Origin of the sequence: Kitasatospora sp. NPDC056800, from assembly GCF_042789775.1 — a bacterium.
Lineage (GTDB): Bacteria > Actinomycetota > Actinomycetes > Streptomycetales > Streptomycetaceae > Kitasatospora.
This window is the reverse complement of the sequence record NZ_JBHUAL010000042.1, coordinates 1-26,058: the sequence shown is the minus strand read 5'-3', so window position 1 is coordinate 26,058 and position 26,058 is coordinate 1. Positions and strand designations below refer to the sequence as shown.

General features: G+C 72.6%; 29 protein-coding genes. 13 read left to right on the top strand and 16 right to left on the bottom strand.

The features are described from left to right. Nucleotides 1–8: 8 nt before the first annotated feature. The 7 genes from ACFRQN_RS12615 to ACFRQN_RS12585 all read left to right on the top strand — a co-directional run bounded on the left by ACFRQN_RS12615 (nucleotide 9) and on the right by ACFRQN_RS12585 (nucleotide 6,594). Entirely contained in the window at nucleotides 9–578 is a 570-nt protein-coding gene (locus ACFRQN_RS12615; RefSeq protein WP_074001149.1) for a DUF6939 family protein, read from the top strand. 217 nt (nucleotides 579–795) lie between these two features. Next, nucleotides 796–1,653 (top strand): alpha/beta fold hydrolase, encoded by an 858-nt coding sequence (locus ACFRQN_RS12610; protein WP_074000735.1) that lies wholly within the window; start codon nucleotides 796–798, stop codon nucleotides 1,651–1,653. A gap of 97 nt (nucleotides 1,654–1,750) precedes the next feature. Next, a complete protein-coding gene (locus ACFRQN_RS12605; RefSeq protein WP_074000734.1) occupies nucleotides 1,751–2,407 on the top strand; it encodes a hypothetical protein in 657 nt (218 codons plus the stop codon). 27 nt (nucleotides 2,408–2,434) lie between these two features. Then, on the top strand, nucleotides 2,435–3,544 hold the full coding sequence (locus tag ACFRQN_RS12600) for a low specificity L-threonine aldolase (protein WP_074000733.1): 1,110 nt from the start codon (nucleotides 2,435–2,437) through the stop codon (nucleotides 3,542–3,544). A gap of 88 nt (nucleotides 3,545–3,632) precedes the next feature. Beyond that, the gene (locus ACFRQN_RS12595; protein ID WP_079271723.1) at nucleotides 3,633–4,211 is read left to right on the top strand and encodes an NADAR family protein; all 579 of its coding nucleotides are present in this window, start codon (nucleotides 3,633–3,635) and stop codon (nucleotides 4,209–4,211) included. Continuing rightward, nucleotides 4,208–5,368 carry a hypothetical protein gene (locus ACFRQN_RS12590; protein ID WP_074000732.1) on the top strand — a complete coding sequence of 387 codons (1,161 nt, stop codon included), beginning with the start codon at nucleotides 4,208–4,210 and terminating at the stop codon, nucleotides 5,366–5,368. The genes ACFRQN_RS12595 and ACFRQN_RS12590 overlap by 4 nt, the downstream gene beginning before the upstream one ends. Before the next feature lie 68 nt (nucleotides 5,369–5,436). Then, nucleotides 5,437–6,594, top strand: coding sequence for a hypothetical protein (locus tag ACFRQN_RS12585; RefSeq protein WP_074000731.1), 1,158 nt, complete (start codon nucleotides 5,437–5,439; stop codon nucleotides 6,592–6,594). A gap of 177 nt (nucleotides 6,595–6,771) precedes the next feature. Here ACFRQN_RS12585 and ACFRQN_RS12580 read toward each other — a convergent pair whose 3' ends face one another. After that, on the bottom strand, nucleotides 6,772–8,154 hold the full coding sequence (locus tag ACFRQN_RS12580; RefSeq protein WP_030233601.1) for a glycine--tRNA ligase: 1,383 nt from the start codon (nucleotides 8,152–8,154) through the stop codon (nucleotides 6,772–6,774). Between the two features lie 191 nt (nucleotides 8,155–8,345). On the opposite strand from ACFRQN_RS12580, the gene ACFRQN_RS12575 reads away from it, so the two are divergent. The 4 genes from ACFRQN_RS12575 to ACFRQN_RS12560 are packed head-to-tail and all read left to right on the top strand — an operon-like array spanning nucleotide 8,346 to nucleotide 11,579. Further along, a complete protein-coding gene (locus ACFRQN_RS12575; protein WP_241852702.1) occupies nucleotides 8,346–9,428 on the top strand; it encodes a metal ABC transporter substrate-binding protein in 1,083 nt (360 codons plus the stop codon). A 14-nt stretch (nucleotides 9,429–9,442) separates the two neighbouring features. Further along, entirely contained in the window at nucleotides 9,443–10,207 is a 765-nt protein-coding gene (locus tag ACFRQN_RS12570; protein ID WP_049651099.1) for a metal ABC transporter ATP-binding protein, read from the top strand. Beyond that, nucleotides 10,204–11,133 (top strand): metal ABC transporter permease, encoded by a 930-nt coding sequence (locus ACFRQN_RS12565; RefSeq protein WP_049651098.1) that lies wholly within the window; start codon nucleotides 10,204–10,206, stop codon nucleotides 11,131–11,133. Before ACFRQN_RS12570 ends, ACFRQN_RS12565 begins: the two co-directional genes overlap by 4 nt. A gap of 35 nt (nucleotides 11,134–11,168) precedes the next feature. Next, a complete protein-coding gene (locus ACFRQN_RS12560; RefSeq protein ID WP_049651097.1) occupies nucleotides 11,169–11,579 on the top strand; it encodes a Fur family transcriptional regulator in 411 nt (136 codons plus the stop codon). A 75-nt stretch (nucleotides 11,580–11,654) separates the two neighbouring features. Here ACFRQN_RS12560 and ACFRQN_RS12555 read toward each other — a convergent pair whose 3' ends face one another. The 4 genes from ACFRQN_RS12555 to leuA form a co-directional block, all read right to left on the bottom strand. Further along, nucleotides 11,655–12,488: an isoprenyl transferase gene (locus ACFRQN_RS12555; RefSeq protein ID WP_049651096.1), complete on the bottom strand. Its 834-nt coding sequence runs from the start codon at nucleotides 12,486–12,488 to the stop codon at nucleotides 11,655–11,657. A 4-nt stretch (nucleotides 12,489–12,492) separates the two neighbouring features. Next, nucleotides 12,493–13,239 carry a DNA repair protein RecO gene (recO, locus tag ACFRQN_RS12550; RefSeq protein ID WP_049651095.1) on the bottom strand — a complete coding sequence of 249 codons (747 nt, stop codon included), beginning with the start codon at nucleotides 13,237–13,239 and terminating at the stop codon, nucleotides 12,493–12,495. A 223-nt stretch (nucleotides 13,240–13,462) separates the two neighbouring features. Next, nucleotides 13,463–14,038 carry a TerB family tellurite resistance protein gene (locus ACFRQN_RS12545; RefSeq protein ID WP_380740156.1) on the bottom strand — a complete coding sequence of 192 codons (576 nt, stop codon included), beginning with the start codon at nucleotides 14,036–14,038 and terminating at the stop codon, nucleotides 13,463–13,465. A gap of 359 nt (nucleotides 14,039–14,397) precedes the next feature. Next, the gene (gene leuA, locus ACFRQN_RS12540) at nucleotides 14,398–16,194 is read right to left on the bottom strand and encodes a 2-isopropylmalate synthase (RefSeq protein WP_074000729.1); all 1,797 of its coding nucleotides are present in this window, start codon (nucleotides 16,192–16,194) and stop codon (nucleotides 14,398–14,400) included. 342 nt (nucleotides 16,195–16,536) lie between these two features. On the opposite strand from leuA, the gene ACFRQN_RS12535 reads away from it, so the two are divergent. Beyond that, a complete protein-coding gene (locus ACFRQN_RS12535; RefSeq protein WP_074000728.1) occupies nucleotides 16,537–17,556 on the top strand; it encodes a M4 family metallopeptidase in 1,020 nt (339 codons plus the stop codon). A gap of 124 nt (nucleotides 17,557–17,680) precedes the next feature. Beyond that, nucleotides 17,681–17,947, top strand: coding sequence for a protealysin inhibitor emfourin (locus tag ACFRQN_RS12530; RefSeq protein ID WP_049651101.1), 267 nt, complete (start codon nucleotides 17,681–17,683; stop codon nucleotides 17,945–17,947). Nucleotides 17,948–18,004: 57 nt separating this feature from the next. Here ACFRQN_RS12530 and ACFRQN_RS12525 read toward each other — a convergent pair whose 3' ends face one another. The 11 genes from ACFRQN_RS12525 to ACFRQN_RS12475 all read right to left on the bottom strand — a co-directional run bounded on the left by ACFRQN_RS12525 (nucleotide 18,005) and on the right by ACFRQN_RS12475 (nucleotide 25,920). Further along, nucleotides 18,005–18,709 (bottom strand): alpha/beta fold hydrolase, encoded by a 705-nt coding sequence (locus ACFRQN_RS12525; protein WP_074000727.1) that lies wholly within the window; start codon nucleotides 18,707–18,709, stop codon nucleotides 18,005–18,007. 123 nt (nucleotides 18,710–18,832) lie between these two features. Continuing rightward, nucleotides 18,833–19,762 carry a GTPase Era gene (era, locus tag ACFRQN_RS12520; RefSeq protein WP_049651090.1) on the bottom strand — a complete coding sequence of 310 codons (930 nt, stop codon included), beginning with the start codon at nucleotides 19,760–19,762 and terminating at the stop codon, nucleotides 18,833–18,835. A gap of 70 nt (nucleotides 19,763–19,832) precedes the next feature. After that, on the bottom strand, nucleotides 19,833–20,009 hold the full coding sequence (locus ACFRQN_RS12515) for a hypothetical protein (RefSeq protein WP_158077653.1): 177 nt from the start codon (nucleotides 20,007–20,009) through the stop codon (nucleotides 19,833–19,835). A gap of 180 nt (nucleotides 20,010–20,189) precedes the next feature. Beyond that, complete coding sequence (locus tag ACFRQN_RS12510; protein ID WP_049651100.1) at nucleotides 20,190–20,543, bottom strand: cytidine deaminase; 354 nt, start codon at nucleotides 20,541–20,543, stop codon at nucleotides 20,190–20,192. A 28-nt stretch (nucleotides 20,544–20,571) separates the two neighbouring features. Then, a complete protein-coding gene (locus ACFRQN_RS12505) occupies nucleotides 20,572–21,123 on the bottom strand; it encodes a DUF4383 domain-containing protein (RefSeq protein WP_049651089.1) in 552 nt (183 codons plus the stop codon). A gap of 38 nt (nucleotides 21,124–21,161) precedes the next feature. Further along, the gene (locus tag ACFRQN_RS12500; RefSeq protein ID WP_063780135.1) at nucleotides 21,162–21,398 is read right to left on the bottom strand and encodes a hypothetical protein; all 237 of its coding nucleotides are present in this window, start codon (nucleotides 21,396–21,398) and stop codon (nucleotides 21,162–21,164) included. Nucleotides 21,399–21,431: 33 nt separating this feature from the next. Further along, the gene (locus ACFRQN_RS12495) at nucleotides 21,432–22,757 is read right to left on the bottom strand and encodes a hemolysin family protein (protein WP_049651087.1); all 1,326 of its coding nucleotides are present in this window, start codon (nucleotides 22,755–22,757) and stop codon (nucleotides 21,432–21,434) included. Nucleotides 22,758–22,776: 19 nt separating this feature from the next. Continuing rightward, complete coding sequence (gene ybeY, locus ACFRQN_RS12490) at nucleotides 22,777–23,271, bottom strand: rRNA maturation RNase YbeY (RefSeq protein WP_049651086.1); 495 nt, start codon at nucleotides 23,269–23,271, stop codon at nucleotides 22,777–22,779. Nucleotides 23,272–23,285: 14 nt separating this feature from the next. Continuing rightward, complete coding sequence (locus tag ACFRQN_RS12485; RefSeq protein ID WP_375876428.1) at nucleotides 23,286–24,320, bottom strand: PhoH family protein; 1,035 nt, start codon at nucleotides 24,318–24,320, stop codon at nucleotides 23,286–23,288. Nucleotides 24,321–24,636: 316 nt separating this feature from the next. After that, nucleotides 24,637–25,560, bottom strand: coding sequence for a ribonuclease Z (locus ACFRQN_RS12480; RefSeq protein WP_117487723.1), 924 nt, complete (start codon nucleotides 25,558–25,560; stop codon nucleotides 24,637–24,639). Between the two features lie 6 nt (nucleotides 25,561–25,566). Next, nucleotides 25,567–25,920: a histidine triad nucleotide-binding protein gene (locus ACFRQN_RS12475; protein WP_049651083.1), complete on the bottom strand. Its 354-nt coding sequence runs from the start codon at nucleotides 25,918–25,920 to the stop codon at nucleotides 25,567–25,569. Nucleotides 25,921–26,058: the final 138 nt, after the last annotated feature.

Sequence of the window (26,058 nt, the reverse complement as noted above, 5' to 3'; positions counted from 1 at the left end):
GCCCGCACATGCCGATCCACATCGCCGGCCGTCGCCGTACGGCGGCCGCACTGACCGCCGCGTTCCCCGGCGCGGAGATCGTCGACGTCACCTCCAGGGCGCCGGACCCGTGGGTGCGGCTGAGCCCGTTCTACCCGCACGGCGGCATCCCGGTCCCCTACGGCGACGGCGCGACCAGCCAGTCCGTGGAGGGGATCTGGCAGGCCCTCAAGGTCTTCCGGGACGCCGATGTCGACCCCGCCAAGCTGCACGTCACCTCGATGAAGGGCCTCAAGCGGACGGTGCGCCGCTTCGGCCCCGTCCAGGGCCACCGGACCGGCCTGCACGGCGACCGGCTCCTGTCGTACGAGACGGCCCGCCGCCGGATCTACCTGCCGGCCTACCGATGGGTCCTCGAACACCGCGCCGCCGACCTGGTCGAGCGGCTCCGGGAGAAGGACGAGGTCGTACTCCTGGACTACACCACCAACGGCGACGTCGCCGACCCCACCAGCCCGCTCTCCCACGCCGCGCTCGTCCGGCTGTACGCGGAGGGCCGCTGGCCCGCCGAGGACGGCACGGACCCGCACCCCGAGTAACCCCGGGGTGAGCGGTGGGCGGTGGAGCACCGAAGCCGTGCCGCCGGAGGGTGGGCTGATGATCATTCACTGAGTAGGGTGAATCACCGGACCGTGGGCAGCCGTTCGCACGCCGCCCTCGCGCGTCCGCAGGTGACCGCCGGCGCCTGCCACGCACGAAGCAGTCCCCGCGGCCGGCCAGTGCGGCGCAGGGGACCGGAAAGTGAGCAGTAGACAGATGCAACCCACCTTCGTCCTGGTCCACGGGGCTTTCGCGAACTCCTTCTCCTTCGCGCCGCTCCAGGCCGAACTCGGCCTCCTCGGACACCGTTCCGTCGCCGTCGACCTCCCCGGCCACGGCTTCGCCGCGACGTACCCCCGGGCCTACCAGGCGCCGCAGGACCTCGAAGGGCTCGCCATCGCCCCCGGGGCCATCAAGGGCGTCACACTCGCCGACAACGTCGCGCACCTCATCGGGATACTGGAGCGGGCCAAGCGGAACGGGCCCGTCGTCCTCGTCTCCCACAGCCGCGGCGGCCTGACGGCCACCGCCGCGGCCAACCAGCGGCCCGACCTGGTCGACCGCATCGTCTACGTCTCCGCCTGGTGCCCCGTCGACCTCGACATCAACGCCTACTACGCCGAGCCCGAGATGGCCACGGCCGACGCCGCGGGGCTGATGGCGGCGCTGGTCGGGAACCCAGCCGAACTCGGTCTGCTGCGCATCAACTTCCGCACCGCCGACCCCGGCGTCCTCGCCTCCTTCAAGGCGTCCTTCCTCGCCGACGGCACGGACGACGAGTTCATGCTCTTCCTCAACACCTTCCAGCCCGACGAGAACCTCGACACCGGCACCCCCGACGACCGGGCCCGGCCCGACACCTGGGGGCGGATCCCCAGGTCGTACGTCCGGCTGGCCGAGGACGCCGGCATTCCGCTCGCCATGCAGGACCGCATGATCCGCGAGGGCGACGCGCTGACCCCGGAGAACCCCTTCGACGTCCACACGCTCCCCGGCAGCCACCTGAAGTGGCTGGTCGACCCGGCGCCGGCGGCCCGGCTCCTGGGGGACATCGCCGCGCTGCTGCCCGCCTAGTCCTGACCGGAGCCGGAGGCCGTCCGCCGCGTCGATCCCGGCGTGGGCGGACGGCCTCGCGGCCCCGACCCGCTCCGGCCCCACCCCGAGGAGGACGATGAACCCCGACGGCCCGCGGAACATCCTGGAGGTCGGCTCCCCGACCGCCGCCGCCCACCCGCCGTACGACGGGGTCCGCGCCACCGACCCGGTCCGCCTGATCCCCTACGGCTGGGTTCGGCAGACCAGGCCCGGCGGCACCGTCTCGGCCGTCCTCGGCACCTGGCAGGAGGGCGCCGGCCGGGTCGAGCTCACCGTGCTCCCCGACGGCACCGCCGAGGGCCGGGTCACCGGCCGGGCCGCCGTCCCGCGCCCGTCCCGCCCGCCGTTCCTGCCCGGCTGGTCCGGTGCCGACGGCACCGGGCGTCCGACCGACACCTCCCCCACCCTCCTCAACGACCCGACGCCCGCCTTTCTCGTCCAACTCGCCTTCCCCGAGGCATGGTTCTGGGTCACCACGGGCGAGGACCTGGAATCGGTCTACTGTCTCTCCGTCCCCGGCGCCTCCGCCCAGGTCCAGGACGACACCTACGGCTGGACGGTCCACCAGGGCGGCCGGCCCGCCCTCTGGAACGAGATCGAGCGGCTCCTCGCCGCCTGGCAGGAGGCCGGGCGCCCCGACCTCACCGCCGTCCGGCTCCGCGTCACGGCGGACACCCAGACGGCGTGGGTACCCGGACACCCCGCCCTGCGGTGGGAAAAGCGGTTGGTCTGACCGCGCCACCGGGCTGACAATCGCCGGATGACCGACGACCAGAGTGAGTTCCGCCGGCGCCGCGCGGCCCGCATGACCTGCGAGCGCTTCCTCTCCACCGACCGCGTCCTCAGCATCCGCGAACGCCTCGCCCAACTCGCCGCCCTGGACGGTCTGGACGTCCTGCCCGACTTCTACGGCAGCGACGGGCCGGTGCGGCAGCTGGAGGAGCGGACCGCCGCACTGCTCGGAAAAGAGGACGCGGTCTTCTTCCCCACCGGGACGATGGCCCAGCAGGTCGCCCTCCGCCACCACGCCGAACGCACCGGCAACCCGGCCGTGGCGCTGCACCCGCTCAGCCACATCGAGCGGCACGAGCGGCACGCCTACACCCAGCTCACCGGCCTGCGCGGCCTCTGGCCCACCACCGAACAGCGCCAGCCGACCCCCGGGGAACTCCACGCGGTCGGCGAGCCCTTCGGCACCCTCGTCGTCGAACTCCCGCTGCGCGACCCCGGCTACCTCCTCCCCACCTGGGACGAGCTGACCGCCCTCGTCGCCGCGGCCCGCGAGACCGGCGCCCGGGTGCACTTCGACGGCGCCCGGCTCTGGAACACCACGGTCCACTTCGACAAGCGGCTCGACGAGATCGCCGCCCTCGCCGACAGCGTCTACGTGTCCTACTACAAGGACCTCGGCGGCATCAGCGGCGCCGCCCTCGCCGGCGACAAGGCCCTCACCGCCTACGCCCGCACCTGGCGCCACCGCTACGGCGGCCAGCTCTCCCAGCAGTGGCCGGCCGCCCTCGCCGCCCTCCACGGCCTGGACACCGCCCTCCCCCGCATCCCCGCCCACATCCACCACGCCGCCACCGCCCTCACCCCGGCCCTGGCCGCCCTCCCCGGCGCCCGCCTCTACCCCGAGGTGCCGCCCACCCACGAGTACCAACTCTGGCTCCCCCACCCGGCCGAGGCCCTCAACGCCGCCCACCTGGCACTGGCCGAGGAAGAGGGCATCTGGTTCGTCTCCCACTGGGAGGACGCCGCCCCCGGCCTCGCCGTGGCCGAAGTCAGCCTCGGCGAACCGGCCCTGGGATGGACGGCGGACGAGGTGACGGAGGTCGGCCTGCGCTTCCTGGACATGGCCGCCAAGGCCTGACCGGGGAAGACTCGCCGGGTCACCACCCCGAGGGTGATTCACCGCGAAACGGTTCGCGGCACCCACCCCTTCATGTCAGACTGACGATATGAGCGAGATGCACGTGGGGGACCTGTCCACCGTCCGCAGCCGCGAGGAGTTGGCCGTGGCGATGGCCGACGGGGTGCGGCCGAAGTGGGTGATGTTCTGGGGGCACACCGAGCGCAAGGGCGGCGGGACCCGGCAGGAGTGCCTGAGCCAGTGGTGGCCCGGCGAGTTCACCGTCGACGGGGTCGCGTACGCCTCCGCCGAGCACTGGATGATGGCCGGCAAGGCCCGGATGTTCGGTGACGAGGAGATCGTGCGGCAGGTGCTGGCGGCCCGCACGCCCGCCGAGGCGAAGAAGCTGGGGCGGCTGGTCAAGGACTTCGACGAGAAGGCCTGGGTGGACGGCCGGTTCGAGCTGGTGGTGGCGGGCAACGTCGCGAAGTTCGGGCAGGACGAGGCGCTGCGCAGCTACCTGCTGGGCACGGGTGACCGGGTGCTGGTCGAGGCCAGCCCGGTGGACCGGATCTGGGGCATCGGGCTCGCCGCCGACGACATCCGGGCCCAACAGCCCGCCGAGTGGCGCGGGTTGAACCTGCTCGGCTTCGCCCTGATGGAGGCGCGGGCACGACTGGCCGCATGAGCGGGATCGCTCCGCTGCTGGACGGGACAGTCGTGGCCTCGGCCGCCGCCGCCCTGTTCCTGGCGCCGAGGGTGCTGCGGCGGGAGGCCGGGCCCGCGCGGCGCGGGCGCTCGTACGGGCCGGAGCCGGTGCTGGCGGCCGTCGTCGCGCTGATCTACCTCAACCAGGTGCTCGTCGCGGTCTACGTGAACCGCGTCCACCACGGCGACGTCTCCTTCATCACCCGCTACCTCCAGCCCGGCTGGTTCGACGTGCCCCGCCTCGACGCCCTCGCCGCCCGCTTCCCCGCCCCGGAGCTCCTCGCCCCGTCCGTCCTGCGGGTCCAGGCGTTCCTCGAACTGCCGCTGGTACTGCTGGCGTTCGTCGCCGTCGTCCGCCGGCTGGACCGCGCGCTGTACGTCCGGCTGGCCCGCTCGCCGCTGGTCCCGTTGGCCGCCGCCTCGTACACGGTGGCGTTCTGCGCGGTGGAGTGGGACCTGCGGAACCCGTACACCGTGGACGACCTCGTCCTGCGTACGCTCGCGGCCTGCCTCACCCCTCCCCTGATCGCCTGGCTGGCCCGACGCGAAACCGGAGCCGAGCCCGGAGCCGAAGCCGAACCCGAGGCCAAGCCCGTACCCGAGCCCGGACCCGCCCGCGGCCTGTTCCGCTTCGCCCTCGACCTGTGGGCGTACGGCCAGCTGATGCTGGTGCTGTACGACACCGCGCTGCTCTACAACCTCGCCCGGATCGGCGACCATCTCCCGTCTGCCGCGGCCGCGTTGGCGGTGCTCGTCGCCACCCGCACCGTCCCGCCCCGAGGCCCGCGCCCGCAACCCGGCCCGTACACCGCCGCCCTCGCGGGGACGATCGGTCGGGCGCTCGCGCTGTTCCTCGTCCCCGCCCTGTCGATCCGCTACTCGGAGTCCTTCGGCACTCCCGAACTCGCCGCCCTGGCAGGGCTCCTGGTGATCGGCGCGGCGGCCCGCCGGGACGCACCACGGCTCCTGCTGCCCGCCCTGGCGGGCGCGGTGGTCGGATACGCCGTCGCGGCCCTCGCGCCCGGCCCGTACTACGAGGCGACCCTCCTGCGGAGCGCGACCGGCGCACTTCTCGCAACGACCGCCCTCTGCGCGCTCCTTGACACCACTCGGGCACGACTGGTCGTGCGCTCGTAACTCCCCAGCCACATACTGTCGCCAAGATGTCACGCAGTCAGGGTCCGGATGGACAGGTTGGGGCGATCATGCGCATGCGGCCGACGGAACAACCCGCGGGCGGGCAGCCGGAGGGCGAGCTGCAGGCCGCCGAACTCCGCGCGGAGCTGGACGAATTACTCCGCGCGAGCCGCTACGCGAGCCAACGCGAACGGCGCCTGAACGAGGCGATCCGGGCGACCCCGGGCCGTCAGCGGCCGGACGGGGAGCTGCTGCGCCAGCTCGCCCAGGCCCGGACCCTGCGCGAGGGCCTGGGCGCCCGCTGCCTCCAACTCAGCGACCAGCTGGAGGCGTTGGAGAGCCGGATCCGCCACCAGCACCAGCCGCCACCGCCACCGCCACCGCAGCAGCACCAGCACCCCCAGCAGCAACAGCCGGCCCCGCAACCGCCGCGACAGCACCACCAGCCACCCCGGCACCAGGCCCCGCCGCCGCCCGTCCGCCCCGACCTCGGCGCCCTCACCGAGCGGATCACCGCCCTCCACCGGGCCGGCTCCCTCGCCGAGGCCACCGAGGTGATCGACACGGCCGCCGCCCGCCTCACCTCCGCCGACGCGGCGCTGCTGGTCGGCATGCTGGCCCGGTACGGCCCGACCGGCGGCTCGCTCCACCTCGCCCGCAGCATCGCCCGGACCGCGCCCGACCACTCCGTCGCCGTGCTCGCCGAGCTGCGCGAACTGGGCCTGGCCGAGGAGGCGGCCGAGGTGTTCCACGCCTTCTGGGGCTACCCGGCCGCCTCCGTGCCCGGCCTGCTCTCCGCGCTGGACCAGGCCGGACTGGCCGCCGACAGCGCGACCCTGCTCTGGGAGTGGGGGTCGGCGCCGATGCCCGAGCTGACCTCCCTGGCCGCCTGCCTCCAGCAGCACGGCCGCGCCGACGACGTCCGGACGCTGCTGCGCCAGGCCGCCGGCCGCTCCACCGCCGACCTCGCCGCCCTCGCGACCGGACTGCCGCCCGCACTCGCCACCCTCCTGCTGGGCGAACTGGCCGTCCTGCGCCCGCCCGCCGAGGTGGTCGGGCTGGCCACCGCCCTGGACGGCGCGGGCAACTCCGAGCTGTACGCGCAGCTGCTGGCCGCGCTGCTCGCCGACGAGGCCCGCCACCGCACCACCCTCGCCGCCCTGCGCACCGCCGGCCTGCCGACCCGCCCGCCCGCGGCCCCGCGCTCCCGCTGGGGGCGCCGGTAGCGGCAGCACCGGCAGGCGGCCCGAGGGCAGGCCCGAGGGCGGGGCCGAGGACAGGGCCGCAGGCAAGCGCAGGAGGCGCACCAAGGGCCCCGAAGCCCCCCGGAACAGCAAGGAAGCCCCCGCCCGCCCCACCAGGGCGGACGAGGGCTCCCCGAGCAAAAGCTCGGCCACCCGCTGCTAGCAGCCGATCAGCCGCGCGCCCAGGTACGCCTTGACCTGGTCCAGCGACACGCGCTCCTGCGACATGGTGTCGCGGTCGCGGACGGTCACCGCGTTGTCCTCGAGGGTGTCGAAGTCGACCGTGACGCAGAACGGCGTGCCGATCTCGTCCTGGCGGCGGTAGCGCTTGCCGATGGCGCCGGCGTCGTCGAACTCGACGTTCCACGCGGTGCGCAGGTCGGCGGCGAGGCCGCGGGCCTTCGGGGACAGGTCGGCGTTGCGCGACAGCGGCAGGACCGCGACCTTGACCGGGGCCAGGCGCGGGTCGAGCCGCATGCCGACGCGCTTCTCCATGACGCCCTTGGCGTTCGGCGCCTCGTCCTCGAAGTAGGCGTCGATCAGGAAGGCCAGCATGGCGCGGTTGAGGCCCGCCGCCGGCTCGATGACGTACGGGAAGTACCGCTCGCCGGACTCCTGGTCGAAGTACTTCAGGTCCTGGCCGGAGGCCTCGCTGTGCACCCGGAGGTCGTAGTCGGTGCGGTTGGCGACGCCCTCCAGCTCGGAGAACTCGCTACCGCCGAAGTTGAAGCGGTACTCGATGTCCACCGTGCGCTTGGCGTAGTGGGAGAGCTTCTCCTTCGGGTGCTCGAAGAAGCGCATGTTCTCGGTGCGCAGGCCGAGGCCGACGTACCAGTCCCAGCGCTGCTGGAGCCAGTACTCGTGCCACTGCTCGTCCTCGCCCGGCTTGACGAAGAACTCCATCTCCATCTGCTCGAACTCGCGGGTCCGGAAGATGAAGTTGCCGGGGGTGATCTCGTTGCGGAAGCTCTTGCCGGTCTGGGCGATGCCGAACGGCGGCTTCTTGCGCGAAGTGGTCTGGACGGCCTTGAAGTTGGTGAAGATGCCCTGGGCGGTCTCGGGGCGCAGGAACGCCAGGCCGCTCGCCTCCTCGGTGACGCCGAGGTGGGTCTTCAGCATGCCCGAGAAGTCCTTGGGCTCGGTGAACTGGCCCTTGGTGCCGCAGTCGGGGCAGTTGACGTCCTTGAGGCCGTTCGGCGGCGGGAAGCCGTGCTTGGCCTCGTACTTCTCCTCCAGGTGGTCGGCCCGGTGGCGCTTGTGGCAGGAGAGGCACTCGGTCAGCGGGTCGTTGAAGGTGGCGACGTGGCCGGAGGCCTCCCAGACCTCGCGGGCGAGGATCACCGACGAGTCGAGTCCGACGACGTCCTCGCGGGCCTGCACCATCGCGCGCCACCACTGGCGCTTGATGTTCTCCTTGAGCTCGACGCCCAGCGGCCCGTAGTCCCAGGCGGCACGCGTGCCGCCGTAGATCTCGCTGCAGGGGTAGACGAAGCCACGGCGCTTGCTCAGGCTGACGATCGTGTCGATCTTGTCGGCGGCCACAGTGCTCTCTTCAGTACGTACGGCACGGTCAGGGCACGGCTGGTTGCGCGTACCCGAATACCTCAGGTTACCGGCCATACGGGTACGTGATTCAAATCGGTATCGTCCGGCCACTCCCACCCTCCGTCACCTCTCGTTCACCCGTCCGAGTGATTTGACAATCATTTCCATGTGAGATGAGAATGATTGTCATGATGATCGGACTGCCTCGACTCGGACTCTCCCGCCGCACCCGCCGCTCCATAGCCCTCGGCACCACCGCGCTCGCCGCCTCCCTCGCCCTCACCGCCTGCGGAGGCAGCAGCAGCGCCGACAGCGGCGGCGGCCGGCTGAAGGTCGTCGCGTCCTTCTACCCGATGGAGTTCCTGGCCCAGCAGATCGGCAAGGAGCACGTCGCGGTCACCGACCTGACCGCCGCCGGCGTCGAGCCGCACGACCTGGAGCTCACCGCCAAGCAGGTCGGCACGGTCCAGAAGGCCGACGCGATCATCTACCTCAAGGGCCTCCAGCCCACCGTCGACCAGGCCGTCGCGCAGTCGTCCAGCAAGCACAAGATCGACGCCACCGCCGCCAGCCCGCTGGTCGACCACCACCTCGACGAGGGCACCGAGGCCGGGGGCGCGGCCGACGGGGCCCACGGGGCCGACGGCCACAAGCACGAGGACACGGCCGGCGACCCGCACATCTGGCTCGACCCGACCCGCTACGCGGCGATCGCCAAGAGCGTCGGCGACGAGTTCGCCAAGGCCGACCCGGCGCACGCCGAGGACTACCGGAAGAACACCGACGAGCTGGTCGGCAAGCTCACCGCGCTCGACCAGGAGTTCCGGGACGGGCTGAAGGACGCCGGGACCCGGACCTTCGTCACCAGCCACGCCGCCTTCGGCTACCTCGCCGAGCACTACGGCCTCACCCAGGTCGCCATCAACGGCGTCGACCCGGAGTCCGAGCCCACCCCGGCCCGCCTCGCCGCGGTGCAGAAGGCCGCCAAGGACAACGGCGTCACCACCGTCTTCTTCGAGACCCTGGTCAGCCCCAAGCTCGCCGACACCGTCGCCAAGGACCTCGGCCTCAAGACCGCCGTCCTGGACCCGCTGGAGGGCGTCAAGGACCCCGCCAAGGACGACTACCTGACCGTCATGAAGCAGAACCTGGCCAACCTCCAGGCCGCCCTCGGCGCCCCGGCCGGAACCGCCGGAACCGCCGGCACCACCGGCGCCGCCCCGACCGCGCCCGCCACGGCCGACGCCACCACCCCCGCCCCCGCGAACTGACGGGACCGAGCACCATGACCGACCCGATACCCCCGGCCGTCCGCCTCCGTGACGCCGTCGCCTCGCGCGGCGGCCGGCCGGTGCTGCGCGGCGTCGACCTCACCGTCCGCCCCGGCGAGGTCGTCGCCCTGCTGGGCGCCAACGGCTCCGGCAAGTCGACCACCGTCAAGGCCGTGATCGGCTCCGTCCCGCTGGAGCGGGGCACCCTGGAGCTGTTCGGCACCCCGTACGGCTCCTTCCGCGCCTGGCACCGGATCGGGTACGTCCCGCAGCGCACCACCGCCGCCTCCGGCGTCCCCGCCACCGTCCGCGAGGTGGTCTCCACCGGACGGCTGCCGCAGCACCGGCTGCTCCCCTTCCGCCGCCGGGACCGCGAGGCGGTGGACCGCGCGCTGGCCGCCGTCGGCATGCTGGAGCGGGCCGGGGACGGCGTGGCCGACCTGTCCGGCGGCCAGCAGCAGCGGGTGCTGATCGCCCGCGCCCTGGTCGGCACCCCCGACCTGCTGATCATGGACGAGCCGATGGCCGGCGTGGACGCCGCCAGCCAGCAGGTGCTCGCGGACACCCTGCGCGCCGAGGTCGGCCGCGGCGCCTCCGTCCTCCTCGTGCTGCACGAACTCGGGCCGCTGGAGCCGCTGATCGACCGCGCCGTGGTGCTGCGGGACGGCTGCGTCGCCCACGACGGCCCGCCCGTGCCCAACACCGGGCTGCACGCGCTGCCCGGCCACGACCACGTCCACCCGCACGCCGACCTGACCCCGCCGAGGCTGCTGGCATGACCGAGATGCTCTCCTACGACTTCATGCAGCGGGCCCTGCTCGCCGCCGTCCTGGTCGGGATCACCGCCCCGGCCGTCGGCATCTACCTGGTGCAGCGCCGCCAGGCGCTGATGGGCGACGGCATGGGCCACGTCGCGATGACCGGCGTCGGCCTCGGCTTCATCTTCCAGACCAGCCCGGTCTGGATGGCCGTGCTGGTCTGCGTGCTCGGCGCCGTCACCATGGAGCTGGTCCGCTCGCGCGGCAACCAGCGCGGCGACATCGCCCTCGCGATGCTCTTCTACGGCGGCATGGCCTGCGGCAAGCTGCTGGTCTCGATGTCCGCCCAGGCCGGGGCCGGCTCGCTGGAGAGCTACCTGTGGGGCTCGATCCTCACCGTCGCCCCCGCCGACCTGGCCACCATCGCGGTGCTCGGCGCGGTGGTCGTCGCGGTCACCGTGGGCCTGCGCCGCCAGCTCTTCGCGATCTGCCAGGACGAGGACTTCGCCCGGGTCACCGGTGTGCCGGTGCGCACCCTCAACCTGCTGCTCGCGGTGATGGCCGCGGTCACCGTCACGGTCGCCATGCGCGTCGTCGGGCTGCTGCTGGTCAGCGCGCTGATGGTGGTCCCGGTGGTCGCCGCCCAGCAGCTCACCCGGTCCTTCGCCGCCACCCAGGCCGCCTCGATCGCGCTCGGCGTGGTCGTCTCGCTGGCCGGCGTCACCGGCTCCTACCACCTGGACGTGCCCTCCGGCCCGGCCATCGTGCTGCTCGCCATCGCGGTCTTCGCGGTGTTCAGCCTGCTCGCCGCGCCGCTCGCCCGGCGGCGCCACCGCGGCACCGGCGAACACGGGCCGAAGGTGTGCGACGTCGAACTGCCGGAACAGGCCTCCGGCGAACCGTCCGGCACGACCACACCTGAGGGGCGGGCGGGGCTGGCACAATGATGTGCGAGACGCCCACGACCCCAGGAGGACCCACGGTGACCACCGCAGGCCCGTCGCCGCGCGCCCGCTCGACCCGGCAGCGAGCCGCCGTCTCGGCGGCCCTGGACGAGATCGCGGACTTCCGCAGCGCGCAGGAGCTCCACGACCTGCTCAAGCACCGCGGGGACTCCGTCGGTCTGACCACGGTCTACCGCACGCTCCAGTCGCTCGCGGACGCCGGCGAGGTGGACGTGCTGCGCACCGCCGACGGCGAGGCGGTCTACCGCCGCTGCAGCAGCGGGCACCACCACCACCTGGTCTGCCGGCACTGCGGCGCGACCGTCGAGGTGGAGGGTCCCGCGGTGGAGCGCTGGGCCAACTCGGTCGCCGCCGAGCACGGCTTCAGCGACATCGCGCACACCCTGGAGATCTTCGGGACCTGCGCGGAGTGCGCCAAGAAGGTCTGAGGCTCGTCCGCGCGCGTACGGCGAAGGGGACCCACCGGGCAGATCCCGGTAGGTCCCCTCCGTCGTACGCGCCCGTCAGCGCGGGGACGGCACCGGCGCGCCGACCTCGTTCGGGATCGCCCCGCCGAAGCGCCGGTCGCGCATCGCGTACTGCTCGCAGGCGCGCCACAGGTCGCGGCGGTCGAAGTCCGGCCAGAGCACGTCCTGGAACACGAACTCGGCGTAAGCCGACTGCCAGAGCAGGAAGTTGGAGGTGCGCTGCTCCCCGCTGGGGCGCAGGAACAGGTCCACGTCCGGCATGTCCGGGTGGTACATGTACTTGGCGAGGGTCTTCTCGCTGACCTTCTTCGGGTCGAGCTTCCCGGCCGCGACGTCCAGGGCGAGCGCCTGCGCCGCGTCGGCGAGTTCGGCCCGGCCGCCGTAGTTGACGCACATGTAGAGCGTGACGGCGTCGTTGTCCTTGGTCTGCTCCTCGGCGACCTGGAGCTCCTGGACGACGCTCTTCCACAGCTTGGGCATCCGGCCGGCCCAGCGGATCCGCACGCCCATCGCGTCCATCTCGTCGCGGCGGCGGCGGATGACGTCCCGGTTGAAGTTCATCAGGAACTTCACCTCGTCGGGCGAGCGCTTCCAGTTCTCGGTGGAGAACGCGTACAGCGAGATGTTCCTGACCCCGAGCTCGATCGCGCCCTTGAGGACGTCCAGCACCACGGACTCGCCGACCTTGTGGCCCTCGGTGCGGGGCAGTCCGCGCTCCTTGGCCCAACGGCCGTTGCCGTCCATCACGATGGCGACGTGGTCGGGGACCAGCTCGCCGGGGATCTTCGGGGGCTGTGCGCCGCTGGGGTGGGGGGTCGGGGGGACGTACGTCCTCTGCTTGCCGCCGCCGAAGAGCCGTCGCGCTGCCATGTGCTCACTTCTCCACGTATCTCATCGAGCGGATGCCCCGCTCCAGGTGCCACTGCAGATAGGCCGCGACCAGGCCGCTGCCCTCCCGCCAGTACCGCGGCTCGCAGGCGTCGGCCGTCTGCCAGTCCCCTGACAGCAGCGCCCCGAGCAGTACCAGTGTCTCAGGGGAGGGTACGGCACATCCGGGCACTCGGCAGTCGCCGCAGAGCACCCCGCCCGCGGGGAGGGAGAAGAAACGGTTCGGCCCCTCCAGGCCGCATTTGGCGCAGTCGGTGAAGCTCGCGCCGTACCCGTTCACCGCGAGCGAGCGCAGCAGGAAGGCGTCCAGCACCAGGTGCGACTCGTGCACCCCGGCCGCCAGCGTGCGCAGCCCGCCGACCAGCAGCAGGTACTGCTGGACGGCCGGTTCGCCCTCGTTCTCGGCGAACCGCTCGGCCGTCTCCAGCATCGCGGTGCCGGCCGTGTAGCGGCCGTAGTCGGTGACGATCGAGCCGCCGTACGGGGCGATCGTCTCCACCTGGGTGCAGAGCGGCAATCCCCGGCCGAACAGCTCACTCCCCCGGCTGAAGAACTGCACGTCCACGTGCGAGAACGGCTCCAGCCGGGCGCCGAACTTGGACTTGGTCTTCCGCACCCCGCGCGCGACCGCCCGCACCTTGCCGTGCTGGCGGGTCAGCAGGGTGATGATCCGATCGGCCTCGCCGAGCTTCTGCGCCCGCAGCACGACGCCGTCGTCCCGGAAAAGACTCATGGGGACCATTCTCCCCCACCCGCCCCCGGCTCCGGACGGCCCCGCCCGCCCGCACCGGGCTCCGGACAGCCGTGTTGCCCGCACCGGCGGTCGTGGGGGAGACCACGGCGGTGCGGGTCACGGCGGGCCCGGGGTGGGGAGGCCAGGCCCGTTGTGGGGGATTCCGAGGTGGTCTGAGGTGGTCCGCGGATCTTCGGAGGTGGACGGTACGGAGAGGCGGTCGCTACTGGTACGGCGTCCTGGTCGCCGCCTCCAGCAGCGCCCCGACCCGGGACCGCGGCAGGTCCAGGCAGCGCCCGACCGCGGCCAGCGCCTCGCGCTCCTGCGGCAGGTAGCGGCCGTCCGCCAGCGCGATCGCCGCGCCCTGCAGCAGCAGCCGCTCGCGGCCGGAGTGGGCCAGGTGCGGGGTGAGCGGTTCGACCACGGCGTGCAGTTCGACGGCCAGGCCGCCGGCCTCCGCCAGCCCCCGGCCGGGCGGCGCCTCCAGGTCGTGGGCGTGGTAGAGCTCGCCGCCGAGCCCGGAGAGCGCGGCGAGCGCGGCCAGCACCTGGGCCTCGCCGCAGTCCTCGAACCCGGCCTCGCGGACCGCCGCGCAGGCCGCCTCGCGGGCCGCCCGGTGGGCGGTGCCGCCGGCCGCGAGCATGGCCAGCGCGATGGTGTACTGGGCGTCCCGCAGCATCGCGCCGAGGCGCACGCAGGTGGGCTGCTCCAGGCTCTCGACGCCGTACCGGCCGTGGCAGCTGGTGCACTGCACGCTGCCGAGCACCGGCCCGAGCGGGACCACCGGGGTCCCCAGCAACCGCAGCCACCGCCGGCCGTGCTGCCGGCGGTAGTTGCGGTCCCCGCCGCAGCCCGGGCAGAAGAAGTCACCGAGAACGTCAGTCCGCCACCGCGGGCGAACACCCCACAACCTGGTCACGGCGCCACTCCCCAGACATGGCAGGCGGCCTGCTCGACTATGGGCAGGTCACGCGACCGGACACCGAGGCCGTCCCACCGACCCGGCTTTCCGGTGGATCGATGTTGCCACGGTTACCGGCACGTGTCAGTACCTCGAACGGCTTCCGATTCGAAAAAATGTGGCGCAGGCCACAATCCGGGGCGGGGACGACGAAGGGCCGCCCCGTGGGACGGCCCTTCGCATACCACCCGTTCGAATTAGCCGCGCTGCGAGCGGTTGACGGCGCTGATCATGGCCTTCAGCGAGGCCAGCACGGTGTTGCCGTCGATGCCCACGCCCCACAGCACCTTGCCGTCCACCGCGCACTCCACGTACGCGGCGGCCTGGGCGTCGCCGCCCTCGCTCAGCGCGTGCTCGGCGTAGTCCAGGACGCGTACGTCCACGCCGATCCGGGCCAGCGCGTCGGCGAAGGCCGAGACCGGGCCGTTGCCGGTACCGGTCAGGGTCACCGGGGCGCCGTCCAGCCGGGCCTCGGCGGTCAGCGCGTCCCGGCCGTCCTCGGTGGTCAGGGTGCGCGAACCGCTCAGCGAGATCCGGCCCCACGGGTTGCCGGTGGTCGGCAGGTACTCGTCCTCGAAGACCCGCCAGATCTCGGCCGGGCTGACCTCGCCGCCCTCGGCGTCGGTCTTGGCCTGGATGATCCGGGAGAACTCGATCTGCATCCGGCGCGGCAGGTCCAGCTTGTGGTCGTTCTTCAGCACGTACGCCACGCCGCCCTTGCCGGACTGGCTGTTGACCCGGATGACCGCCTCGTAGGTGCGGCCGACGTCCTTCGGGTCGATCGGCAGGTACGGCACGCCCCAGGTGTGCTCCTCCAGCGGCACCCCGGCCGCCTTCGCGTCCGCCTCCAGGGCGTCGAAGCCCTTCTTGATGGCGTCCTGGTGCGAGCCCGAGAAGGAGGTGTACACCAGGTCGCCGGCGTACGGGTGGCGCGGGTGCACCTCCATCTGGTTGCAGTACTCGGCGGTGCGGCGCACCTCGTCGATGTCGGAGAAGTCGATCTGCGGGTCGATGCCCTGCGAGAACAGGTTCATCCCCAGCGTCACCAGGTCGACGTTGCCGGTCCGCTCGCCCTGCCCGAACAGGCAGCCCTCGATCCGGTCCGCGCCCGCCATGTAGGCCAGCTCGGCGGAGGCGACGGCGGTGCCGCGGTCGTTGTGCGGGTGCACCGACAGGCAGACGAACTCGCGGCGGGACAGGTGGCGCGACATCCACTCGAACTGGTCGGCCTGGACGTTCGGGGTGGCCCGCTCGACGGTGGCGGGCAGGTTCAGGATGATCTCGCGGCCCTCGCCCGGCTGCCAGACGTCCATGACGCCCTCGCAGACCTCCAGCGCGAAGTCCAGCTCGGTGTCGACGAAGATCTCCGGCGAGTACTGGTAGCCGAAGACGGTGTCGTCGCCCAGCAGCTTCTCCGCGTACTCCATCACCAGCCGGGTGCCCTCGGTGGCGATCGCCTTGGTGGCCGCCCGGTCGTTGCGGAACACCACCCGGCGGAACAGCGGCGCGGTCGCGGCGTACAGGTGGACGGTCGCCCGCGGGGCGCCGACCAGCGCCTCCACGGTCTTCTCGATCAGGTCCTCGCGGGCCTGGGTCAGCACCGAGACGGTGACGTCCTCGGGGATCGCCCCCTCCTCGATCAGCGACCGTACGAAGGCGTGGTCGGTGGCCCCGGAGGCGGGGAAGCCGACCTCGATCTCCTTGTAGCCCATGGCCACCAGCAGGTCGAACATCTTGCGCTTGCGGGCCGGCGACATCGGGTCGATCAGCGCCTGGTTGCCGTCCCGCAGGTCGGTGGACAGCCAGCGCGGCGCCTTGGTGATCACCTTCTCCGGCCAGGTGCGGTCCGGCAGGTCGACGGTGCCGAACGGCAGGTAGCGCCCGTGCCGCATGCCCGAGGGCTGCTGGCGCACCGAGGCGGCGGTGATCGGGGTGGGGCGGTCGACGAAGGGGCGGCCGGCGGGGACGGACGCGGCGGAGTTCTGCTCGGTCATGGAGGTGACTCGGCTTCCTGTGATGCGTGGTGCGGGCGGGTCGGGGGTGGTCAACACCTGGTCAACACCGACTGGCCGGCCTCTGCTGCCGCTCGCGATACACCCTTGGATCGCCGATTGCGCGCACAGCACGTTCCCCGCGGCGAGGGTGCCGGCCCCAGTGGACTACAGGCCCTCGACGCGGCAGCTAAGAAGAAGCAGCCCGTTGCGCATGATGGGCCCAGCGTAACCCAGCACCGCGCGCCCCCGAAGTGATCCGGGCCACCGTTCCACTCCTTGAGACGCCGACCGGTCCTGCCGGAGGTGGTGACAACCGGTCATCGAGGCCTCACCCTGGGCAACATGACCGCAGCAGCACCGTTCTGCACGATCGTCCCGCCGTTCGTCCTGGACCGCCTCGCCGAGGCCGGCCACGAACCCGCCGTCCACTCCCTGGCCCTCGACGCGGCGCACCGCGCGGCCCGCCTCTCCCCGGCCCCGCCCGTCGCCGCCCCCGGTCTCAACCGGGTCGTCTACGACGCCGGCCACGGCCAGCGGCTGCCCGGCCGCTCCGTGCGCACCGAGGGCCGCGCGGCCTCCTCCGACAGCTCCGTCAACCACGCCTACGACGGCCTCGGCGCCACCTTCGCGCTCTACGCCGACGTCTTCGGCCGGCACTCGATCGACGACCGCGACCTGCGGCTGGACGCCAGCGTCCACTACGGCCGCGACTACGACAACGCCTTCTGGAACGGCCACCAGATGGTGTTCGGCGACGGCGACAACGTGGTGTTCGGCGACTTCACCGCCTGCGTCGACGTCATCGGCCACGAACTCACCCACGGCGTCACCCAGTTCACCGCCGGACTGGACTACCAGGACCAGCCCGGCGCGCTCAACGAGTCGGTCTCCGACGTCTTCGGCTCGCTGGTCAAGCAGTACGCGCTGCGCCAGGCCGCCGCCGACGCCGACTGGCTGATCGGCGCCGGACTGCTCGCCCCGGGCGTCCAGGGCGTGGCGCTGCGCTCGATGAAGGCGCCCGGCACCGCCTACGACGACCCGCGGCTCGGCAAGGACCCGCAGCCCGCGCACATGCGGGACTACGTGGACACCTCCCAGGACAACGGCGGGGTGCACATCAACTCCGGCATCCCCAACCACGCGTTCTACCTGCTGGCCACCGCGCTCGGCGGCTCGGCCTGGGAGCGCGCGGGCCGGATCTGGTACGACGCGCTGACCGGGCGCACGCTGCCCGCCGACGCCGACTTCACCGCCTTCGCCCGGGCCACCGTGGCCGCCGCCAGGTCCCGCTACCCCGACGACCGGTCGGTCGTGGACACCGTCACGGCCTCCTGGGCGCAGGTCGGGGTCAGCCCGGGGTGAGCGGGGCCGCGGACGGCCCCGGGAGTACGCCTGAAGGGTGGTTGAGACCGGGTTGAGGCGGGCTTAAGGTCACGGTCCGGGAAAAGCCCGGCAAACCCCCTCCCCGGGTAGCACCATGGACACCATGCGTATCCAGGTGACCCGGACCGGCGGCTTCGCGGGGATCGTCCGCCAGGCGGAGATCGACACCGCCGACCGCACGGACGCCCCGCACGTGCACGCACTCGCCCGCGAGGCCGTCGCGGGCGGGCTGCGCGCGCCCTCGTACGGGGTGCCGGACGGCTTCCACTACGAGATCACCGTCGACGGCCGGTCGGTGTACTGCGCCGACCCGAAGCTCACCGACTCGCAGCGCGAGCTGGTCTCCCTGGTGCTGCGCGAGGGCGCGTAGCACCAGGGAGCCCGCGGTCGGGGCCTTACAGGGCCTGTCGGGCGGCGGCCCCCGGACTCAGAGCCAGCCGTCGAGCGCCGCCAGGAAGCCGGCCGGGTCGTCCCGGTGGACGGTGTGGCCCGTGCCGGGGACGGTGCGCACCTCGAAGCCGCGGGCAGTGAGCTCCTCGGCGCTCGCCGCGTCCACCAGCATGCTGCCGTCGGCCAGGACCACCAGCGAGGGCACCGCCGGCCCGGCCGGCAGGTCCGAGCGCTGGTCGGCCAGGGCCAGCGCCGAGTCCTCGTCCCAGGCGGCCGCGGCGGCGATCTCGTCGTCCACGTCGGCCGGCTCCCAGGTCGGGCTGAGCGCCACGACCTGCTCCCGGGTGAGGTGCCGCAGCTGCGCCATCACCCGCGGGTCCATCCCGGTCTGGACGAACCGCCAGGCCGGGTCGACGTACACCGCGCGAGCCGGCTTCAGCCGCTCGACCGCGTCCGCCAGGACGATCCCGCCCAGCGAGTGGCCGATCGCGAGCTCGACACCGGCCGGCAGGCTCTCCAGCAGGTCCTCGGCGTACGCCGCCAGGGGGTAACGCTCCAGCGCGGTGGCGCCGGTGCCGCGCGGGCTGGCGCCGTGCCCGCGCAGGTCCACGGCGAGCACCCGGTAGCCCCTCCCCGCCAGGGCCGGGCCGACCAGCCGCCAGGTGCGGTGGTCGGACATGATGCCGTGCACCAGCACGGCCAGCCGGTCCCCGCTGCCCCACTCCCGGGTGTGCAACTCCATCGCGGTGTAACCCTTCTGACGTCGCGTACGGCCGGACCACGGCGAAGGCCCGCCCGGACGCACAACGTCCGAACGGGCCCCAGGCCTCCCGGCTGCCCGAACTCCCTCGTCGGGAGCCCGGGTTCAGAAGCCGAGCTTGCGCAGCTGCTTGGGGTCGCGCTGCCAGTCCTTGGCGACCTTGACGTGCAGGTCCAGGTAGACCGGCGTGCCGAGCAGCGCCTCGATGTGCTTGCGGGCGGTGGTGCCGACGTGCTTGAGCCGCGCGCCCTTGGCGCCGATCACGATCGCCTTCTGGCTCTGCCGCTCGATGTAGACGTTGGCGTGGATGTCCAGCAGCGGGCGGTCCGCCGGGCGGCCCTCGCGCGGGAGCATCTCCTCGACCACCACGGCCAGCGAGTGCGGCAGTTCGTCGCGCACGCCCTCCAGCGCGGCCTCGCGGATCAGCTCGGCGACCATGATCTGCTCGGGCTCGTCGGTGAGGTCGCCCGCCGGGTAGAGCTGGTCGCCCTCCGGCAGCAGCTTGGTGAGCAGGTCCGCGACCAGCTCGACCTGCTTGTCGCCGACGGCGGAGACCGGGATGATCTCGGCCCACTCGAAGCCCAGCTCGATGCCGAGCTGGTGGATGGCGATGAGCTGCTCGGCCAGGCGCTTGGAGTCGACCAGGTCGGTCTTGGTGACGATGGCGACCTTCGGGGTCTTCTTGATCCCGGCGATCTCCTTGGCGATGAACTTGTCGCCGGGGCCGATCTTCTGGTCGGCGGGCAGGCAGAAGCCGATCACGTCGACCTCGGCCCAGGTGGTGCGGACCAGGTCGTTGAGGCGCTCGCCGAGCAGGGTGCGCGGCTTGTGCAGACCGGGGGTGTCGACCAGCACGAGCTGGGCGTCCGGGCGGTGCACGATGCCGCGCACGGTGTGCCGGGTGGTCTGCGGGCGATCGGAGGTGATCGCGACCTTCGTCCCCACCAGGGCGTTGGTCAGGGTCGACTTGCCCGCGTTGGGCCGGCCGACGAAGCACGCGAACCCGGAGCGGTACGAGGAGGAAGGGGCATTCATGGGCTCCATTCTCCCTGATCACCGGAGCCCCGCCGTCCGGGCCCACCCCGCGGGGGTGTCCGGGGCGCGCTCAGCCCTTCTTCCCGGCCTTCCCGCCCTTGCCGGAGGTGGGGATCAGCGAGACCACCACCAGCACCAGCAGGAAGCCCAGCGAGCCGTACAGCCAGAGCTCGGACCCGGTCTCCTGCCACTTGCCCAGCCCCATCACGAACAGCACCAGCCCGGCGAAGAACGCCACCGCCCCCATGCCCCAGTCCCCTCACCGAGTCCACTCCCCCGGTGAGATTATCTGCAAGGCCTGGGCTCCAGGACCATGCCGTCCGACAGCGCCGTACGGGGCACACGGCGGGCCGCCGAAGGCCCGCCACGGGCCCCCGGCGGCCCCGTACGGGCCCCCGGCGGCCCCGTACGGGCCCCTCGACGGGCCTCAGCGCGCCTCGGCGGACACCCGCAGCGTCCCGTCCGGCCCGGCCAGCAGCACGGGCGTCCCGGCCCCGCCCAGGTCCCGTACGGCCGCCAGGTCCGTCTCGGCCGGCTGCTCCGCCTCGCTCACCACGGCCGCCGCCTCCAGCGACCGGGCACCGCTGGCCACCGCCATCGCCACCGCCGTCTGCAGGGCGCTCAGCCGCAGCGACTCCAGCGCGACCGTCCCGGCCACGTAGGTGCGCCCGGTCTCGTCACGCACCGCGGCCCCCTCGGCCACGCCGTTGCGGGCGCGGACCGAGCGGGCCAGGGTGATGATCTTCTTGTCTTCGGGGTCGAGCTCGACGATGTCACTCATGCCGCCGAGCATAGGCACCCGGCGCCGTTCAGTGGCCGACCGGGTGGGTGGGCCCCGGGTTCGGCTTGAGGACCTTGACGAAGGTCTTCGCGGCCCCGCTCGGCCGCGCCTCCTCGCGCTCGATCCGCTGCCGCCAGTACGGGTTGTCGTGCGGCAGGTGGCCGCTCACCCGGCCGTACATGCCGAAGGTCGTCAGGACGATGCCGAAGATGAACGCGAACAGCACGTTCGACATCCGGAAGTTGAGGATGTTGGCGTCCGGCCGCCCGAGCACCGTCAGGCCGTAGAAGCCCGACAGGACGAACAGCACGCCCACCGCCATGTTGAGGTTGGACGCGAAGTTCCCGCCGACCACCGCCCCCAGCACCAGGACCGCGCCCGCCACGATGGACAGGATGCTCAGCGCCCCGTTGGTCGACAGCCCGGCGATCCGGTCGCCGTGGGTGGCCAGGAAGCCCGGCTCGCCGGCCAGCCCCAGACACCCGAACACGATCAGGAAGACCCCCCCGAGCCCCGCCCCGACCCGCCACACCATGGCGAGCCGACGGTCGACGGTGGGCAGTTCGTCTTGCAGCTTCATGGCGACCTCCAGAGCTCGGCCATGGTCCAGCCGGGTGCCTAGCTGTAGGGGTGGCTCCCCTGCATGTGCGGCACCTCGTGCATGTAGAGCGAGCCGCACTGCTGGCAGCAGCGCAACCCGGTGCCCCACTCCTCCTCGGGCCGCGTCTCGGCGTCGTCGGACATGGTCCGGCCGCAGAGCGCCACCGACAGGTCCTCGTCCCGCACCACGTGCCAGGACTTGACTCCGCCGGCCGCCCCCTGCGGGCCGTACTCCGCGCGAAGTTTGTGCGTCATGCCCTCCATGGTCGCTCGGCGACCGCCCACCCGCTACTCGCCCGCCGGCTCCTCGGCGTCCTCGGTGCGGCGGACGGGGGCGGCGACCATCGAGCCGATCCGGTTGCGGCGGCCCGCCGAGGACTCGGCGGTCAGCAGGATGCCGGACAGGCCGCCCTCCACCGGGTCGGGCAGCGGGATCTCGCAGGAGGAGCCGGGGATCGGCACCCGGCCCAGGTGCTTGGCCAGCAGGCCGCCGACGGTCTCGACGTCCTCGTCCTCCAGCTCGATGCCGAACAGCTCGCCCAGGTCCTCCACCAGCAGCCGGGCGGTGATCCGGTACGAGCCGTCCCCGAGGTCCTCCACCGGGGCGATCTCCCGGTCGTACTCGTCGGTGATCTCGCCGACGATCTCCTCCAGGACGTCCTCGATGGTGACCAGGCCGGCCGTGCCGCCGTACTCGTCGATCACGATCGCCACGTGCGAACGGCGCTGCTGCATCTCGCGCAGCAGGTCGCCGGCCGGCTTGGAGTCCGGGACGAAGACGGCCGGCCGTATCACCGCGCCGACCTCCTCGGACTCCGCCTCCCGGTTGATGTGGGTGCGCCGCACCAGGTCCTTGAGGTAGACGATGCCGACCACGTCGTCCTCGTTGTCGCCGACCACCGGGATCCGCGAGAAGCCCGAGCGCAGCGCCAGCGTCAGCGCCTGCCGGACGGTCTTGTGCCGCTCGATCATCACCAGGTCGGTGCGCGGCACCATCACCTCGCGCACGATGGTGTCGCCCAGCTCGAAGACCGAGTGCACCATCCGGCGCTCCTCGTCCTCGATCAGGTCGTCCTTCTCGGCGAGGTCCACCAGGGCCCGCAGCTCCGCCTCCGAGGCGAACGGACCCTCCCGGTAGCCCTTGCCCGGGGTCAGCGCGTTGCCGAGCAGGATCAGCAGCCGCGGGATCGGGCCCAGCACCGCGGCCAGCGGCAGCAGTACGAAGGAGGCCGCCGTCGCGGTGGTGAGCGGGTGCTGGCGCCCGATCGTGCGCGGCGAGACCCCCACCGCGACGAAGGACACCAGCACCATCACGCCGAACGCCAGCAGGACGGCCTGCCAGGTGGGCGTCACGTTGCGCACGCACACCACGGTGACCAGGACGGCCGCCGCCATCTCGCTGGCCACCCGGATCAGGGTGGCCAGGTTGAGGTAGCGGATCGGGTCGGAGGCGACGGTCAGCAGCCGCGCGGAGCCGCGCCGACCGCTGCGCACCGCCTCCTCCGCCCGGAACCGGGAGACCCGGGAGATGCCCGCCTCGGCGCACGCGGCCAGCCAGCCGAGCACGACCAGCAGCACGGCACCGAGGATGAAGCTCGTACTCTCACCACTCACAGGGGTTCGGGCTCCGCGCTCAGTGGGTGGTGGGGGCCGGGGAGATGCCGCCGAGGCCCCGGCCCGTCCGCCAGTCGTCCAGGATGCGCTTCTGGAGGGCGAACATCTCCTCCTCTTCCTCCGGCTCCTCGTGGTCGTAGCCGAGGACGTGCAGCACGCCGTGCACGGTGAGCAGTTGCAGCTCCTCGTCCATCGAGTGCTTGGAGGGGGCCGCCAGGCCCTGCTGCTCGGCGACCTCGGGGCAGAGCACGATGTCGCCGAGCAGGCCCTGCGGCAGCTCGTCGCCCTCCTTGCCGGGACGCAGCTCGTCCATCGGGAACGACATCACGTCGGTCGGGCCGGGCAGGTCCATCCACTGGATGTGCAGCTCCTCCATCGCCGCACTGTCCACCAGGATCACGGACAGTTCGGACTGCGGGTGGATCCGCATCTTGTCCAGTGCGAAGCGGGCGACGTCGAGGATGGCTTCCTCGTCGGCCTCCCAACCGGACTCGTTGGCGATGTCGATCGACATGACGGGCTGTGTGCTCAGCTTTCGGTGCGATGGGACTGGCGGGGTGCGCGGGGTGCGCGGGGCGCCGTGGCCTTGCCGGGGCGCCGCTGGGCGGGCTTGCGGTCCGCCGGGGCGGCCTCCTCCGCCTCCTGGCGGGCGTCCCAGCGCTCGTAGGCGTCCACGATCCGGCCGACCAGCTTGTGGCGGACCACGTCGGTGCTGGTGAGGACGGAGAAGTGGATGTCGGGCACGTCGGCCAGGATGTCCTGGACGACCTTGAGACCGCTGCGGGTGCCGCCCGGGAGGTCGATCTGGCTGGTGTCGCCGGTGACCACCACCCGGGAGTTGAACCCGAGGCGGGTGAGGAACATCTTCATCTGCTCGGGCGAGGTGTTCTGGGCCTCGTCGAGGATGATGAAGGCGTCGTTGAGGGTGCGGCCGCGCATGTACGCGAGCGGGGCGACCTCGATGGTGCCGGCCGCCATCAGGCGCGGGATGGAGTCCGGGTCCATCATGTCGTGCAGCGCGTCGTACAGCGGGCGCAGGTACGGGTCGATCTTCTCGTAGAGGGTGCCGGGCAGGAAGCCCAGCCGCTCCCCCGCCTCGACCGCCGGGCGGGTCAGGATGATCCGGTTGACCTCCTTGGCCTGGAGGGCCTGGACGGCCTTGGCCATCGCCAGGTAGGTCTTGCCGGTGCCCGCCGGGCCTAGGCCGAAGACGATCGTGTGCTTGTCGATCGCGTCGACGTAGCGCTGCTGGTTGAGGGTCTTCGGGCGGATCGTCCGGCCCCGGTTGGACAGGATGTTCGCGGTGAACACCTGCGACGGCGCCGGGCTGTCCGGGTCCTGGCTGCGGATCATGGCGATGGAGCGCTCCACGGAGTCCTCCGTCAGCGGCTGGCCGGTGCGCAGCACCAGCATCATCTCGGTGAAGAGCCGTTGCACGAGGGCGACCTCGGCCCGGTCCCCGGTGGCGGTCACCTCGTTGCCGCGGACGTGGATGTCCGCGGCGGGGAAGCCCTGCTCGATCACGCGCAGCAGCGAGTCCGCGGTGCCGAGCAGGGTGACCATCGGGTGCTTCTCGGGGATCACGATCCGGGCGCTCACACGGCCGTCGTCGGTCGTTTCGGGGCGCGACTGTCCGTTGGTACGGGTCTGCGATGTGTCACTCATAGGTCGGCGCTGGGGCCTGCCTCATCCCATCCGTGGTCTCGGGTGCCGCTGGGTGTCTCCGGGGCACCAGGGTACGCCGCGAGCGTGATCGCCGTGGCGGGCGGCGGGGCCGCACCCGACGATGCTCCGGCAGATCGCAGGCCGGCGCGAGCCCATTTTTTTCACCGGGGACACTGCCGGGACTCTCCCGTGCCGCTCCGGTTCCCCGGGCCGGTCACGACGGGCGGCGGGCCGGCACCGGCACCCGGTCGAGGTCGGCGGCCAGCACCAGCTCCCCGTCGAAGTGCTTGCGGGCGTCGGCCAGGTGCTGGCCGAGGTCCGGGTAGCGCTGCGAGAAGTGGGTCAGCACCAGGGTGCGCACCCCGGCCTCGGCGGCGGCCTTGGCGGCCTGCCCGGCGGTGAGGTGGCCGTGCTCCTCGGCGAGCCGGGCGTCGGCGTCGGTGAAGGTCGCCTCGACGACCAGCAGGTCGGCGCCCTCGGCCAGCGCGTACACGCCGTCGCACAGCCGGGTGTCCATCACGAAGGCGAACTTCTGGCCCGGCCGCGGCTCGCTGACCTCGGCCAGGGTGACGGTGCGGCCGTCCACCTCGATCGCGCCCTCGTGCTGGAGCCGGCCCACCGCCGGGCCGCGCACGCCGAGGGCGGCCAGCCGCTCCGGCACCAGCCGCCGGCCGTCCGGCTCGGAGAGCCGGTAGCCGAAGGACTCCACCGGGTGGTCCAGCCGGACGGCGTCCAGCGCGAAGCGGGCGCCGGGCGCGGGCAGCGGCCCGGGTTCGTCGATCGGCCGGGGCCGCAGCACGGCCGTCTCGTGGTAGGCGGTGGAGTGCCGCAGCCGCTCGAAGTAGACCTCGCCGGAGGCCGGGAAGTAGACGTCGACCGGGTGCGGGACCCGGTCGAGGTTGATCCGCTGGATCACCCCGGCGAGGCCCAGGCAGTGGTCCCCGTGGAAGTGGGTGACCGCGATCCTGGTGATCTGGGTGGCCGTCACCCCGGCGTGCAGCATCTGGCGCTGGGTGCCCTCGCCGGGGTCGAACAGCAGGCCCTCGCCGTCCCAGCGCAGCAGGTAGCCGTTGTGGTTGCGGTGCCGGGTGGGCACCTGGCTGGCGGTGCCGAGGACGACGAGTTCGCGCTGGGACACCTGCGGTCAGACCATGCGCTCGGTCATCGACATGCCGCCGAGCACGTGGACGTGCGCGTGGAAGACGGTCTGCCCCGCGCCGGCACCGGTGTTGAAGATCAGCCGGTAGTCCTCGATGCCCTCGTCCGCGGCCACCGCGCCCGCCTCGGCGAGCAGTTCGCCGGCGGTCTCCGGCTCGGCGGCGGCCAGCGCGGCCGCGTTCGGGTAGTGCGCGTGCGGGATCACCAGCACGTGCACGGGAGCCTTGGGGGCGATGTCGCGGAAGGCGAGGGTGCGCTCGGTCTTGCGCACCACGGTCGCCGGGATCTCGCCCGCCACGATCTTGCAGAACAGGCAGTCGGGCTGCGGCTCGCCGGCCATGGCTCTCTCCTCGGGATCGGTGTGTCGGGTGGTGGGGCCGTACGGGCGCAGCCTAGCCGAGCCGGGCGACGGCCTGCTGGCGCTTCCGGCGCCCCGGGGCCGCACCCGCGGGGCGGGACGCCGGACCGGCCGACGTCC

Excerpts from the sequence above, each read along its gene's own strand:
- ACFRQN_RS12585 (WP_074000731.1), top strand. The coding sequence starts at position 5,437 with ATGCGCATGCGGCCGACGGAACAACCCGCGGGCGGGCAGCCGGAGGGC.
- ACFRQN_RS12485 (WP_375876428.1), bottom strand. The coding sequence starts at position 24,320 with ATGGTCACCCTGCTCGGCACCGCGGACTCGCTGCTGCGCGTGATCGAG.
- leuA (WP_074000729.1), bottom strand. The coding sequence starts at position 16,194 with ATGACCGAGCAGAACTCCGCCGCGTCCGTCCCCGCCGGCCGCCCCTTC.
- era (WP_049651090.1), bottom strand. The coding sequence starts at position 19,762 with ATGAATGCCCCTTCCTCCTCGTACCGCTCCGGGTTCGCGTGCTTCGTC.
- ACFRQN_RS12595 (WP_079271723.1), top strand. The coding sequence starts at position 3,633 with ATGAGCGAGATGCACGTGGGGGACCTGTCCACCGTCCGCAGCCGCGAG.
- ACFRQN_RS12515 (WP_158077653.1), bottom strand. The coding sequence starts at position 20,009 with ATGGGGGCGGTGGCGTTCTTCGCCGGGCTGGTGCTGTTCGTGATGGGG.
- ACFRQN_RS12590 (WP_074000732.1), top strand. The coding sequence starts at position 4,208 with ATGAGCGGGATCGCTCCGCTGCTGGACGGGACAGTCGTGGCCTCGGCC.
- ACFRQN_RS12510 (WP_049651100.1), bottom strand. The coding sequence starts at position 20,543 with ATGAGTGACATCGTCGAGCTCGACCCCGAAGACAAGAAGATCATCACC.
- ACFRQN_RS12505 (WP_049651089.1), bottom strand. The coding sequence starts at position 21,123 with ATGAAGCTGCAAGACGAACTGCCCACCGTCGACCGTCGGCTCGCCATG.
- recO (WP_049651095.1), bottom strand. The coding sequence starts at position 13,239 with ATGAGTCTTTTCCGGGACGACGGCGTCGTGCTGCGGGCGCAGAAGCTC.
- ACFRQN_RS12530 (WP_049651101.1), top strand. The coding sequence starts at position 17,681 with ATGCGTATCCAGGTGACCCGGACCGGCGGCTTCGCGGGGATCGTCCGC.
- ACFRQN_RS12500 (WP_063780135.1), bottom strand. The coding sequence starts at position 21,398 with ATGACGCACAAACTTCGCGCGGAGTACGGCCCGCAGGGGGCGGCCGGC.
- ACFRQN_RS12525 (WP_074000727.1), bottom strand. The coding sequence starts at position 18,709 with ATGGAGTTGCACACCCGGGAGTGGGGCAGCGGGGACCGGCTGGCCGTG.
- ACFRQN_RS12570 (WP_049651099.1), top strand. The coding sequence starts at position 9,443 with ATGACCGACCCGATACCCCCGGCCGTCCGCCTCCGTGACGCCGTCGCC.
- ACFRQN_RS12605 (WP_074000734.1), top strand. The coding sequence starts at position 1,751 with ATGAACCCCGACGGCCCGCGGAACATCCTGGAGGTCGGCTCCCCGACC.
- ACFRQN_RS12475 (WP_049651083.1), bottom strand. The coding sequence starts at position 25,920 with ATGGCCGGCGAGCCGCAGCCCGACTGCCTGTTCTGCAAGATCGTGGCG.
- ACFRQN_RS12535 (WP_074000728.1), top strand. The coding sequence starts at position 16,537 with ATGACCGCAGCAGCACCGTTCTGCACGATCGTCCCGCCGTTCGTCCTG.
- ybeY (WP_049651086.1), bottom strand. The coding sequence starts at position 23,271 with ATGTCGATCGACATCGCCAACGAGTCCGGTTGGGAGGCCGACGAGGAA.
- ACFRQN_RS12575 (WP_241852702.1), top strand. The coding sequence starts at position 8,346 with ATGATGATCGGACTGCCTCGACTCGGACTCTCCCGCCGCACCCGCCGC.
- ACFRQN_RS12600 (WP_074000733.1), top strand. The coding sequence starts at position 2,435 with ATGACCGACGACCAGAGTGAGTTCCGCCGGCGCCGCGCGGCCCGCATG.
- ACFRQN_RS12555 (WP_049651096.1), bottom strand. The coding sequence starts at position 12,488 with ATGGCAGCGCGACGGCTCTTCGGCGGCGGCAAGCAGAGGACGTACGTC.
- ACFRQN_RS12615 (WP_074001149.1), top strand. The coding sequence starts at position 9 with ATGCCGATCCACATCGCCGGCCGTCGCCGTACGGCGGCCGCACTGACC.
- ACFRQN_RS12565 (WP_049651098.1), top strand. The coding sequence starts at position 10,204 with ATGACCGAGATGCTCTCCTACGACTTCATGCAGCGGGCCCTGCTCGCC.
- ACFRQN_RS12610 (WP_074000735.1), top strand. The coding sequence starts at position 796 with ATGCAACCCACCTTCGTCCTGGTCCACGGGGCTTTCGCGAACTCCTTC.